This is a genomic window from Streptococcus sp. 339 (assembly GCF_013277285.1).
GTDB lineage: Bacteria > Bacillota > Bacilli > Lactobacillales > Streptococcaceae > Streptococcus > Streptococcus pseudopneumoniae.
Genome location: NZ_VMMR01000088.1, coordinates 13,560 through 27,156, shown reverse-complemented (window position 1 = coordinate 27,156; position 13,597 = coordinate 13,560). Strand labels below are relative to the sequence as shown.

Below are 13,597 nucleotides of genomic sequence, written 5' to 3'. Positions count from 1 at the left end.
TCGTCTATCTTGCTAAAAACAAGAAAAAACGGTATGATAGATAGTGACAAAAGAGGTAGCAGAGATGAACGAGACACAGATTCAAAGAGAAACACGTCAGATAGTGAAAGATGTTTTAGAAAAGGCCAATTTGAAGCAAGGATCTATCTTTGTTTTGGGTCTTTCCTCTAGTGAAGTGATAGGTGGTCAGATTGGCAAGGAATCCAGCCAAGAAATTGGCGAAATCATTGTGAAGACCATCCTAGATCTCCTAGAAGAAAAAAGAATTCATCTAGCTGTTCAAGGCTGTGAGCATGTCAATCGGGTTCTCGTCGTTGAACGTCAGGTGGCAGAGCAGTTTGGTCTGGAAATCGTCAGTGTCCTTCCTACTCTCCATGCAGGAGGTTCAGGTCAATTGGCAGCCTTTAAGTTTATGCAAGATCCAGTTGAGGTTGAATTTATCAAGGCTCATGCTGGATTGGATATCGGAGATACTGCAATTGGTATGCATGTCAAGCATGTTCAGGTTCCGATTCGCCCTCTTTTGAGAGAGATTGGTCATGCCCATGTAACGGCGCTGGCTAGTCGTCCAAAATTAATCGGAGGTGCGCGTGCGCACTATCCGCAAGATTCTATCAGAAAGTCGTGAGAATAAATAAAGGAGATGAAAGTGTTTAAAAAAGACCGTTTTTCAATTCGTAAGATTAAGGGAGTTGTAGGTTCTGTATTTCTTGGAAGCCTTTTGATGGCTCCTTCTGTAGTGGACGCAGCCACCTATCACTATGTAGATAAAGAGGTTATTTCACAAGAAGCTAAAGATTTAATTCAGACAGGAAAGCCTGATGGAAATGAACTTGTTTATGGTTTGGTGTATCAAAAAAATCAGCTGCCACAAACAGGGACAGAAGCATCTGTTTTGACAGCTTTTGGTTTGCTGACTGTTGGGAGCTTGCTTTTAATCTACAAGAGAAAGAAAATTGCCAGCGTCTTTCTAGTTGGAGCTATGGGATTGGTAGTCCTTCCTAGTGCAGGAGCTGTAGATTCAGTTGCTACTCTAGCACCGGCTAGTCGAGAGGGTGTTGTTGAAATGGATGGTTATCGTTATGTTGGTTATCTATCAGGTGACATCCTCAAAACGCTTGGCTTGGACACTGTTTTAGAAGAAGACTCAGCTAAACCTGAAGAGGTAACTGTGGTCGAAGTTGAGAATCCCCAAGTAACAAGTACTCCAGCACAACCTAGGGTAGAAACCCAAGCAGGAGTAGAGGAAGTTTCAGTAGAAGAAGCTCCTAAAACAGAAGAAAATCCAAAGGAAGAACCAAAATCGGAGGTAAAACCTACTGACGACACCCTTCCTAAAGCAGAAGAGGGGAAAGAAGCTTCAGCAGAATCAGCTCCAGTTGAAGAAGTAAGTGGAGTAGTTGATTCAAAAACAGATGAAGAAGCACCAGTCAAATCGGAAAGTCAACCATCAGATAAACCAGCTGAGGAGCCAAAAGTTGAACCACCAGTAGAACAACCCGTGCAACCTACACAACCGGAGCAACCAAGTACACCAAAAGAATCATCACAACAAGAAGATCCTAAAGAGGATAAGGTAGCAGAAGAGACACCGAAACAAGAAGATGCACAGCCAGAAGTAGTAGAATCAAAAGAGGAGACTGTTAATCAATCTGTTGAAGAACCAAAAGTGGAAACGCCTGCTGTAGAAAAACAAACGGAACCAAAAGTTGAACAAGTAGGTGAACCAGTTGCGCCAAGTGAAGACGAAACGGCACCAATGGCACCAGTCTCTCCAGAAAAGCAACCAGAAGCTTCTAAAGAAGAGAAGACTGCGGAAGAAATACCGAAACAAGAAGAACAACCAGTAGAAGCTCAAGTTGAACCAGAAAGTCAACCAACAGAAACTTCACCAGCTGCTCAACCAGCAGAACATCAGAATGAAGAAACAAAAGTAGAACAGCCAGCAGTAGAACATAAAACAACTCCTGAAGAAGGTGTGTTAAATGTAATAGAGGTTAAGTCTGAAGTTATAGTAACTAAAGAGCCTGTGCCTTTTAAGACAGTTGAGCAAGATGATGAGAACCTCGCTAAGGGAAAAACAAGGGTTATTCGAGAAGGTGTTGCTGGCGAACGCACTATTTTAACTGAAGTCACTACTACTGATGGTAGACAGTCCAGTAAAGTACTAGAGGATACAATAACAACCAATCCAGTAGATGAAATAAAGGGTGTTGGTACTAAAGAACCAGTTGATAAAAGTGAGTTAAAGAATCAAATTGATAAAGCTAGTTCAGTTTCTCCTACTGATTATTCTACAGCAAGTTACAATGCTCTTGGATCTGTTTTAGAAGCTGCAAAAGGTGTATATGCTTCTGACTCTGTAAAACAACCTGAAGTAGATAGCGAGACAGCTAAACTTAAAGCTGCTATCGACGCTCTTACTGTTGATAAAACAGACTTAAACAAAACTATCGAAGATGCGAAATCAAAAACTAAAGAGCACTACAGTGATGCATCTTGGACAAACCTTCAAAATGTATTAGCCGAAGCGAAAAAAGTTACAAGCAAACCAGAAGCAAAACAAAGCGAAGTAAATCACATTGACGAAAAACTTAAAGCCGCTATTGCGGGATTAAATACAGATAAGACTGAACTTGAAAAACAACTGAATCTTGTAAACGAAAAAACTCAAGCTGACCACAGTACTACATCTTGGAACACTCTAGAAGAATCGAAAAATGCCGCTCAAACTGTAAAAGATAAGGCTACCGCTACTCAAGCTCAAATCGACGAAGCTACTAAAAAACTTAAAGCTGCTATTGACGCTCTAAGCGTTGATAAAACAGACTTAAACAAAACTATCTCTGATGCGAAATCAAAAACTAAAGAACACTACAGCGATGCAACTTGGGCAAATCTTCAAACTGTACTAGCTGAAGCTGAAGAAGTTACAAGCAACCCAGCAACAAAACAAAGCGAAGTAAATCACATTGACGAAAAACTTAAAGCCGCTATTGCTGGATTAAATACAGATAAGACTGAACTTGAAAAACAACTTGCTGATGCTCAGTCTAAGACTGCTACTGACTACAGTACTGTATCTTGGAGCGCTCTAGAAGAAGCGAAAACTGACGCTCAAGCTGTAAAAGACAACGACAAAGCTACTCAAGCTCAAATCAAGGATGCAACTGAAAAACTTAAAGTTGCTATCGATGCTCTTACTGTTGATAAAACAAAATTACAAGAACAAATAACAAGAGCAGAAACTAAACAAGAAGCTGACTACAGTCCAACAACTTGGAATGACTTCAAAAATGCTGAAATAAAAGCAAAAGAAATCAACAGCCGAACTACTCCTCTTCCTAAACAAAGTGAAATAGATGCGGCTACTCAAGCTCTTCAAGACGCTATTAAAGCTCTTGCTGTAGATAAAACTGCATTACAAACGGCTATTAACACAGCTAACAGCAAACGTAAAGAAGAATACACTACTCAAACATGGAAATCTTTAGAAGAAGCTCTTACAGCGCTAACTCCTGTAAATACAGATGAAACTGCTACTCAAAGTAAAGTAGATGCAGCTACTAGAAGATTAGAAGAAGCTATCAAAAACTTAGTTCCATTATCTGCAAAACCAGTATTAACATTTGTAAATACTGATAAGAAAGTATTAGATAAAGAAGTAGTTGCTAAGTATTCTCTAGAGAATCCAACTAAGACAAAAATTAAATCAATCACAGCTACCCTGAAAAAAGATGGACAAGTTGTTAAGACTGTAAATCTGATAGAAAATAATCTAGATGCTTTATTAGACAATGTAGAATACTTCAAAGGTTATACTCTATCTACTACTATGTTTTACGATAGAGGTAACGGTGAAGAGACTGAAACATTAGCTGATCAACCAATTCAATTAGACCTTAAAAAAGTTGAAATTAAAAATATTAAAGAAACAAGTTTAATAAGTGTTGACGATGCAGGTGTTGAAACTGACTCAAGTTTACTTTCAGAAAAACCAACGAATGTTGCTTCACTTTACCTACGAGTTACAACTCATGACAACAAAGTTACAAGACTTGCTGTTGACAAGATTGAAGAAGTAGAAAAAGACGGAAAAACTTTATATAAAGTTACTGCCAAAGCACCAGACTTAGTTCAACGTAATGCTGATAACACACTTAGCGAAGAGTATGTTCATTACTTTGAAAAACAAAAAGCAAAAGAAGGTAATGTTTACTACAACTTCAATGAGCTTGTAAAAGATATGCAAGCTAACCCTAGCGGTGAGTTCAAACTTGGTGCAGATCTAAATGCAGCTAATGTACCAACACCAAATAAACAATATGTTCCTGGTAAATTCAGTGGGACTTTAACAAGTGTTGATGGTAAACAATACACAATCCACAATATGGCTCGTCAGTTATTTGATAACATTGAAGGTGGTTCGGTTAAAGATGTTAACTTAGCTAATGTCGATATTAATATGCCTTGGATTGATAACATTTCTGCTCTTGCTAGAACTGTTAAGAATGCCACTGTTGAGAATATTAAAGTAACTGGTAGCATTACTGGTAGAGATGGAATTGCCGGACTTGTTAACAAATTAGATAACGGTGGGCAACTTACTAATGTTGCTTATATCGGTAAACTTACTGGTGTAGGTGATAGAGGATGGGATTTCGCTGGTATGGTTGGTGAAATCTGGAAAGGTAATGTTGATAAAGGATATGTAGAAGCTGATATAGTTGCTAATAAAGCTCGTATCGGTGGATTTGTTGCTAGATCAAATAACAGTGGGGATCCTAACGGAATTGGTAAATATGGTTCTGTTCGTAATGCTGTTACTAAAGGAACTATTAAGGTAAATACACCTGTTGAAGTAGGTGGTTTCCTTAGTAAGAACTGGGCATGGGGTAAAGTTGCAGACTCTGTGTCTATGATGAAAGTTGAAAATGGTGAAGTGTTCTATGGATCTAAAGATATTGACGCAGATGGTGGATACTTCTCAAATAACGCTTTAGAACGTAACTTTATCGTAAAAGATGTAAGTACAGGTAACCGTTCATTTAAATTCTCTGTTTCTAACAGAATTAAAGAAGTTTCTCAAGAAGAAGCTGACCAGAAAATTGCAACATTAGGAATTACAGCTAATGATTATGTTATCAATCCTCTTATTTCAGATACATTAAATAATGTTAAGCCAAAATCTGACACTTACAAAGATATTCAAGATTATGATGCATCTCGTGAACTTGCCTACCGTAATATCGAAAAACTTCAACCGTTCTACAATAAAGAATGGATTGTAAACCAAGGAAATAAGATTCCAACGGGATCAAACCTATTAACTAAAGAAGTATTATCTGTTACAGGTATGAAAGACGGTCGATTTGTAACTGATTTATCTGATGTTGATAAGATTATGATTCACTACGCGGATAGTACAAAAGAAGAAATGGGCGTTACATCTAAGGATTCTAAAGTAGCACAAGTTCGTGAATATAGTATTTCTGGATTAGATGATATTGTCTACACACCAAATATGGTTGATAAAGATAGAACTCAGTTAATTAGTGATATTAAAGCTAAATTGTCATCATTTGATCTAATTTCTCCTGAAGTAAGAGATATTATGGATAAACGTAATAGAGCTGAGGAAAACAGTGAGAATCATAAGAATAATTACATTAAAAATCTGTTCCTTGAAGAAAGTTTTGAAGAGGTTCGAGGAAATCTTGATAAACTTGTTAAAGCTTTAGTGGAAAATGAAGATCATCAGTTAAATAGAGACGATGCTGCTATGAAAGCTCTTCTTAAAAAAGTAGAAGATAATAAAGCTAAGATTATGATGGGTCTTACTTATCTAAATCGCTACTATGGATTCAAATATGATGAAAAGTCTATGAAGGATATTATGATGTTCAAACCGGACTTCTATGGTAAGAATGTTAGTGTCTTGGACTTCTTGATTAGAGTTGGTTCAAGAGAACACAATATTAAAGGTAACAGAACGTTAGAAGCTTATCGTGAAGTAATTGGTGGAACGATTGGTATCGGTGAGTTAAACGGTTTCTTAAACTATAATATGCGTTTATTCACAGAAGAAACTGACATCAATACTTGGTATAAAAAAGCTGTATCGAATACCAACTATATTGTTGAAAAACAATCTTCAAATCCATTATTTGCTGGCAAAAAATATCGTTTGTATGAAAACATTAATAATGGTGAGCATAGTAAATACATCTTACCATTATTGACCACGAAGAAAGCTCATATGTTCTTGATTTCTACGTATAACACATTAGCGTTTAGTTCGTTTGAGAAATATAATAAGAACACAGAAGCAGAACGTGAAGAGTTCAAAAAACAAATTGATTTACGTGCGCAAGAGCAAATCAATTACTTAGACTTCTGGTCTAGACTTGCTGCTGACAATGTACGTGATAGATTGCTCAAATCTGAAAATATGGTTCCATCAGCAATCTGGGATAGTCAAGATGTTTGGGGATATGGTTGGTCAGATCGCATGGGTCACCATAAAAATGGTGATTATGCACCAGTTCGTGAGTTCTATGGACCTACAGGTAAATGGCATGGAAATAATGGTACGGGGGCATACGCATATATCTTTGATAATCCACAAAATTCAGAAGCGGTATACTATATCTTATCGAGCATGATTACAGATTTCGGTACATCTGCGTTTACGCATGAAACGACACACATTAATGACCGTATGGCATATTTAGGTGGATGGCGACACCGTGAAGGTACTGACGTAGAAGCGTTTGCTCAAGGTATGTTGCAATCACCGGCTGTGACAAGTTCAAATGGGGATTATGGTGCATTAGGTCTTAATATGGCTTATGAACGACCAAATGACGGTAAACAATGGTACAATTACAATCCTAGATTGTTAGACAGTCGTGAGAAGATTGACCATTACATGAAGAACTACAATGAAGCGCTTATGATGCTTGACCATTTAGAGGCTGATGCTGTTATCGCTAAAAACCAAGGAACTAACGACAAGTGGTTCAAGAAGATGGACAAAAAATGGCGTGAAAAAGCTGACCGAAATGGATTAGTTGGGCAACCACACCAATGGGACTTGCTTCGTAACTTGAATGACGAAGAGAATAAGAAGAAATTGACAAGTATTGATGACCTTGTAGATGGTAATTATGTAACGAAACATAATATGCCTGATAACAAATACTATCGCGCCGAAGGTTTTGATACGGCATATCAAACAGTAAGTATGATGGCTGGTATTTACGGTGGTAATACAAGTCAAAGTGCTGTTGGTTCTATCTCCTTCAAGCACAACACATTCCGTATGTGGGGTTATTTCGGGTACTTAAATGGTTTCCTAGGTTATGCTTCGAATAAATATAAACAAGAATCTCAAAAAGCGGGACATAAAGGTCTAGGTGATGACTTCATTATCGATAAAGTTTCTGGTGGTAAATTCAAATCACTTGAAGCTTGGAAGAAAGAATGGTATAAAGAAGTATACGATAAAGCTCAGAACGGTTTTGTTGAAATCGAAATCGATGGTGAGAAAATTTCGACTTACGCTAGACTTAAAGAATTATTCAACGAAGCTGTTGAAAAAGATTTGCAAGGGAATAAATTCGACAATACTGTTAGACTTAAAGAAAAAGTTTATAAACAACTTCTTCAAAAATCAGACGGATTCTCAGGAAAACTTTTTAAAGCATAGATTGTATTAAATAGATGAGTAAAAAGGTAGATCAGCTTTGTCTGTATCTGCCTTTTTATGCTATACTTAAGGTATGCATAGAAAAACAGTGATTGATTTTAGGGCTTTGGGGGAGCGATACATCTTTACCCAGCCTATCAAAGAGTTAAAAACGAGAGATTTAGCGGAAGTAACAGCCTTGCTGTCACAAGTGGAAAGCTATCAAGAGCAGGGCTATTATGTGGTGGGCTATGTCAGCTACGAGGCTGCACCTGCTTTTGAGGAGAAGTTTGCAGTTCACAAGGATCCCCTACTGGGTGAGTACTTGCTTTACTTTACTGTTCATGATAGCGTAGAAACATCCCCTATTCCTCTGACTTATGATGAGGTTGATTTGCCTTCAAATTGGCAGGAAGTAACGTCTGCAGCAGACTATGAAGAGGCTATTGCACAGATACATCATCATTTGCGGCAGGGAGACACCTATCAGGTCAACTACACCGTTCAACTCAAACAAGACTTAAATGCCAATCCTTTTGCTATCTACAATCGTATGGTGGTAGAACAGGAGGCGGGCTACAATACCTATATTGAACATGATGAGATGGCAGTGATTTCCATGAGCCCAGAGCTCTTTTTTGAGCAAAATGACCGCGAGTTGACAACGCGACCGATGAAGGGAACGACTCAGCGTGGGGTAACTGACCAAGAAGATCTTGAACAGGCCAGTTGGTTGGAGCAGGATCCTAAAAATCGGTCTGAAAATATGATGATTGTGGACCTCTTGCGCAATGATATGAACCGTATTTCTGAGGTGGGGAGCGAGCACGTGGAGCGTCTGTGTCAGGTAGAGCAGTATTCAACTGTTTGGCAGATGACTTCGACCATCAAGAGTCGGTTGCGAGTAGATGTTGATTTAGTTACAATTTTTCGCTCTCTCTTTCCTTGTGGATCCATAACGGGCGCACCGAAAATTGCGACAATGGAGATTATCAAGGACTTGGAGCCACAACCGCGTGGAGTCTACTGTGGAACGATTGGTCTCTTGCTTCCAAATGGACGACGGATTTTTAATGTGGCCATTAGGACCATTCAACTGCATCAAGGGAAAGCCATCTATGGAGTTGGCGGAGGCATTACATGGGATAGCACTTGGGAATCTGAATACCGCGAGGTTCATCAAAAGGCGGCTGTTCTCTATCGTAAACAAGCTCGTTTTCAGCTGATTACGACTGGGAAAATCAGCCAAAAACAACTGCTGTTTGAAGAACAACATCTGGAAAGACTGATAAAAGCTAGTCGATATTTTGCCTTTCCTTTTGACCCAGAAATTTTGAGACAAAAGATTGAAGAAGAGTGTCAGACTTGTGATGCTAATCAAGATTACCGCTTGCGAATCAGCCTTAGCAAATCTGGAGAGATAGAAGTCAATCGTCAAGTATTAACACCCCTTAGTCCACAGTTCTGCCAGGCTAAACTTTGTCTGCAAGAAGCCAATTTGCAGCAAGCTTTTACCCACTTTAAAACGACTCATAGACCATACTTGAGTTTAGGGGAGCAAGAGATCATTTACTACAATAAGTCAGGAGAACTGCTTGAAACCTCTATCGGAAATCTGGTTTTGAAAATTGCTGGGAAACTCTACACACCGCCTATCCGACTTGGAATCTTGCCAGGAATTTACCGTCAGCATTTGCTGGAAACAGGACAGGTAGAAGAGAAAGTCTTGACCTTGGCAGATTTAACCCAAGCAGAAGCTATTTACGGCTGTAATGCAGTGAGAGGCTTGTATGAACTAAGCCTTGAGGAGAACTAGATGAAATTGATATTTTTGCATGGGTTAGGGCAGTCAGAAGAGTCTTGGAAAGAAGTTCGGAATCTACTGACAGATTATCCTTCTGAGGCTATCGAGTTATTTCCTTCTGGAGTTAGTAACTATCAACAAGCTAAAGAGCGAGTTTATCAGCACCTAGCTCAAGAGACAGAACCTTTTGTTTTGATTGGATTGTCCTTAGGTGCTGCCCTGACACTAGAACTTTCCAGTTACGATTCACCAAATCTTCGAGCTTTGATTCTGTCAGGATGCCCGCTTAAATTAGCAGGGAATATCCTATTTTATCTTCAGTTGCTGATTTTTAAACTACTTCCCAAAAGAGTATTTGAAAAACAGGGAGCAGACAAGACTTTTATAATAGGTATTTCCAAAGAATTGAAGACACTTGACTTAACGGATATAGCAGGGAATTGCCCCTATCCAACCTTACTAATTTGTGGCAGCAAAGATAAACCGAATCTTAGTTCTATGAGAAGTCTTCATAAACTAATATCAGAATCCCAATTTCAGATTATCCCAGATGGCCCTCATGTCTTGAATAAGGAAAAACCAAAGGAGTTTGTAGAAAAGACCAGAAGTTTCCTTGAATTGCTGAAATAAGTTTGATAAAATAATATTGAAATCGATAACATCGTTAGAGGAGAAAGTAATGAACAAACGTCTATTTTTAAAAATGAGTCTGGTGACGTTGTCAATTTTAGCCTTGTTTTCACAACCTGTGTTAGCAGAGGAAAACATTCATTTTTCGAGTTGTAAGGAAGCTTGGGCGAATGGATACGCGGATATTCATGAGGGAGACCCCGGTTATTCTGCCAAGTTATACCGTGATCATGACGGTGTGGCTTGCGAATTGAAAAATGCTCCTAAGGGTGCTTTTAAAGCAAAACAAGCGGCTACAACTCAAACTGATACAACTTCATCCACAGCAAGTGGTTGGGTTAAGCAGGACGGTTCTTGGTACTATTTTGATGGAAATGGAAATCTAGTGAAAAATGCATGGCAGGGAAACTATTACCTGAAAGCTGATGGTAAAATGTCACAGAGTGAATGGATTTATGACTCTTCTTATCAAGCTTGGTATTATTTGAAATCAGATGGTTCTTATGCTTATAGTATATGGCAAGGAAATTACTATTTGAAATCAGATGGTAAGATGGCCAAAAGTGAATGGGTTTATGATGATTCTTATCAAGCTTGGTATTATTTGACATCAGATGGATCTTATGCTTATAGTGCATGGCAAGGAAACTATTATTTGAAATCAGATGGTAAAATGGCTAAAGGTGAATGGGTTTATGACTCTTCTTACCAAACTTGGTATTATTTGACATCAGATGGATCTTATGCTTATAATACATGGCAAGGGAATTATTATCTAAAATCAGATGGTAAAATGGCTGTCAATGAATGGGTTGATGGTGGACGTTATTATGTTGGTGCGACTGGTTTGTGGAAAGCTAATTCAAAAGTAAGCAATAAAGGTTCTTATTATAGCCTTCAAGGAAAGTATGATGAAATCATAGTTGCCAATAAACATTATCCTATGTCTAAAGATTACTATCCAGGTGAAAATGCTACTGCAAAAGCAGCCTTTTTAAAACTGATTGCACAGATGCAGAAGGAAGGATACGCTATTAGCGATAATTATAGTGGCTTTAGAAGTTATGCAACTCAAGCACAATTATATCAAAGTTATGTGAACCAAGAGGGTCAGGCTGCTGCGGATCGTTATTCCGCCCGTCCTGGATATAGCGAACATCAGACAGGACTTGCTTTTGATGTGATTGGCACAGATGGTCAATTAGTTGAAGATGCTGGTGCGGCTCAATGGTTATTGGATTATGCACCAGACTATGGTTTTGTTGTTCGCTATCCCCGTGGAAAAGAGAGTGTCACAGGCTATATGCATGAGGAATGGCATTTACGTTACATTGGAAAAGAAGCAAAAGAGATTGCTGCAAGTGGTTTGACACTGGAGGAATATTATGGATTTGATGGTGGAGATTATCTGGATTAAAAATCTATATTAGCTAAATGCAAACCTTTGCATAAATGACTGAAATTTGTTATACTAGTACTGTAAGCATTTTCAATTACTAGACAATGAAAAAGGAGAGTATGATGAGTCAAAAGATTATTGGGATTGACCTTGGTGGAACTTCTATCAAATTTGCAATCTTAACAACAGCAGGAGAAATCCAAGGAAAATGGTCTATCAAGACTAACATTTTGGATGAGGGAAGTCATATCGTAGATGATATGATTGAGTCTATTCAACACCGTTTGGACTTGCTTGGATTGGTGGCAGCGGATTTCCAAGGTATTGGAATGGGGTCACCAGGTGTGGTTGACCGTGAAAAAGGGACTGTTATCGGTGCCTACAACCTCAACTGGAAAACTCTTCAACCAATTAAAGAAAAGATTGAAAAAGCCTTGGGTATTCCATTCTTCATCGATAATGATGCCAACGTGGCAGCTCTTGGTGAGCGCTGGATGGGTGCTGGAGATAATCAACTAGACGTTGTCTTTATGACACTTGGTACAGGTGTTGGTGGCGGTATCGTCGCAGAAGGCAAATTGCTTCACGGTGTGGCTGGTGCAGCAGGTGAGCTTGGTCACATCACTGTTGACTTTGATCAACCAATCGCATGTACTTGCGGTAAGAAAGGTTGCCTTGAGACAGTTGCTTCAGCAACAGGAATTGTCAACTTGACTCGTCGCTATGCGGATGAATACGAAGGCGATGCAGCCTTGAAACGCTTGATTGATAACGGAGAAGAAGTAACTGCTAAGACTGTCTTTGGTCTCGCAAAAGAAGGAGACGACCTTGCCTTGATCGTTTACCGTAACTTCTCACGTTACTTGGGAATCGCTTGTGCCAACATCGGTTCAATCCTCAACCCATCAACAATCGTCATCGGTGGTGGTGTGTCAGCTGCGGGAGAATTCCTTCTACAAGGTGTTCAAAAAGTCTATGACGAAAATACTTTCCCACAAGTGCGCACATCTACTAAATTGGCTCTTGCAACTCTAGGAAATGACGCTGGGGTTATCGGAGCAGCATCACTTGTATTGCAATAAAATAATAAAAGAGGAAAAATGCTAACCTAGAGTTAGTAATGTTCCTCTTTTATTTTTTATGCTATACTAGTTAGGACAATGAATGAGGTGAAACGAAATGACAAAAGCAGATACGATTTTTAAAGAGAATATTGAACGCATTCTAAAGGAAGGTGTTTTCTCAGAGCAGGCTCGTCCTAAGTACAAGGATGGGACTGTTGCTAATTCCAAGTATGTAACTGGTGCCTTTTCCGAGTACGACTTATCTAAAGGAGAATTTCCTATCACAACCTTGCGTCCCATTGCAATCAAATCCGCCATCAAAGAAGTTCTCTGGATTTACCAAGACCAGTCAAATAGCTTAGAAGTGCTTAATGACAAGTACAATGTTCACTACTGGAATGACTGGGAAGTTGGAGACACGGGAACCATTGGTGAGCGCTATGGTGCTGTTGTTAAGAAACACGACATTATCAATAAGCTTCTCAAACAGTTGGAAACCAATCCTTGGAACCGCCGCAATATTATTTCGCTCTGGGATTACCAAGCTTTCGAAGAAACAGATGGGCTGCTCCCGTGCGCCTTTCAGACCATGTTTGATGTTCGGCGTGTTGATGGGGAAATCTATCTGGATGCGACCTTGACCCAGCGCTCCAATGATATGCTGGTGGCCCACCACATCAACGCTATGCAGTATGTGGCTTTGCAGATGATGATTGCCAAACATTTTGGCTGGAAGGTTGGGAAGTTCTTCTACTTCATCAACAACCTCCATATCTATGACAATCAATTTGAACAAGCAGAGGAATTGCTTCGTCGGGAGCCGTCAAACTGCCAACCTCGTTTGGTCTTGAATGTTCCAGATGGGACCAATTTCTTTGATATTAAAGCAGAGAATTTTGAGTTGGTAGATTATGACCCTGTTAAGCCGCAGTTGAAGTTTGACCTAGCCGTTTAATACTCTTCGAAAATCTCTTCAAACTACGTCAGCGTCGCTTCATCTACAACCTCAA

General features: G+C 39.2%; 6 protein-coding genes and 2 pseudogenes. All 8 read left to right on the top strand.

Annotated elements, in window-relative coordinates; all coding sequences use genetic code 11:
• The first annotated feature begins 64 nt into the window (after nt 1–64).
• The 8 genes and pseudogenes from HT736_RS09720 to HT736_RS09690 all read left to right on the top strand — a co-directional run bounded on the left by HT736_RS09720 (nt 65) and on the right by HT736_RS09690 (nt 13,542).
• The gene (locus HT736_RS09720; protein WP_031222745.1) at nt 65–628 is read left to right on the top strand and encodes a TIGR01440 family protein; all 564 of its coding nucleotides are present in this window, start codon (nt 65–67) and stop codon (nt 626–628) included.
• A 21-nt stretch (nt 629–649) separates the two neighbouring features.
• Nucleotides 650–7,711: a ZmpA/ZmpB/ZmpC family metallo-endopeptidase gene (locus HT736_RS09715; RefSeq protein WP_172930992.1), complete on the top strand. Its 7,062-nt coding sequence runs from the start codon at nt 650–652 to the stop codon at nt 7,709–7,711.
• Between the two features lie 73 nt (nt 7,712–7,784).
• Nucleotides 7,785–9,506 carry an aminodeoxychorismate synthase component I gene (pabB, locus tag HT736_RS09710; RefSeq protein WP_138701172.1) on the top strand — a complete coding sequence of 574 codons (1,722 nt, stop codon included), beginning with the start codon at nt 7,785–7,787 and terminating at the stop codon, nt 9,504–9,506.
• The gene (locus HT736_RS09705; RefSeq protein WP_138701173.1) at nt 9,507–10,124 is read left to right on the top strand and encodes an alpha/beta hydrolase; all 618 of its coding nucleotides are present in this window, start codon (nt 9,507–9,509) and stop codon (nt 10,122–10,124) included.
• Nucleotides 10,125–10,173: 49 nt separating this feature from the next.
• A pseudogene (locus HT736_RS11990) lies at nt 10,174–10,980 on the top strand (N-acetylmuramoyl-L-alanine amidase family protein); the annotation flags it as partial.
• Nucleotides 10,981–10,986: 6 nt separating this feature from the next.
• A pseudogene (ldcB, locus tag HT736_RS11985) lies at nt 10,987–11,541 on the top strand (LD-carboxypeptidase LdcB/DacB); the annotation flags it as partial.
• Nucleotides 11,542–11,645: 104 nt separating this feature from the next.
• Nucleotides 11,646–12,605 (top strand): ROK family glucokinase, encoded by a 960-nt coding sequence (locus HT736_RS09695; RefSeq protein ID WP_172925349.1) that lies wholly within the window; start codon nt 11,646–11,648, stop codon nt 12,603–12,605.
• Nucleotides 12,606–12,702: 97 nt separating this feature from the next.
• Entirely contained in the window at nt 12,703–13,542 is an 840-nt protein-coding gene (locus HT736_RS09690) for a thymidylate synthase (RefSeq protein ID WP_138699211.1), read from the top strand.
• Nucleotides 13,543–13,597: the final 55 nt, after the last annotated feature.

Excerpts from the sequence above, each read along its gene's own strand:
- HT736_RS09695 (WP_172925349.1), top strand. The coding sequence starts at position 11,646 with ATGAGTCAAAAGATTATTGGGATTGACCTTGGTGGAACTTCTATCAAA.
- HT736_RS09690 (WP_138699211.1), top strand. The coding sequence starts at position 12,703 with ATGACAAAAGCAGATACGATTTTTAAAGAGAATATTGAACGCATTCTA.
- pabB (WP_138701172.1), top strand. The coding sequence starts at position 7,785 with ATGCATAGAAAAACAGTGATTGATTTTAGGGCTTTGGGGGAGCGATAC.
- HT736_RS09705 (WP_138701173.1), top strand. The coding sequence starts at position 9,507 with ATGAAATTGATATTTTTGCATGGGTTAGGGCAGTCAGAAGAGTCTTGG.
- HT736_RS09720 (WP_031222745.1), top strand. The coding sequence starts at position 65 with ATGAACGAGACACAGATTCAAAGAGAAACACGTCAGATAGTGAAAGAT.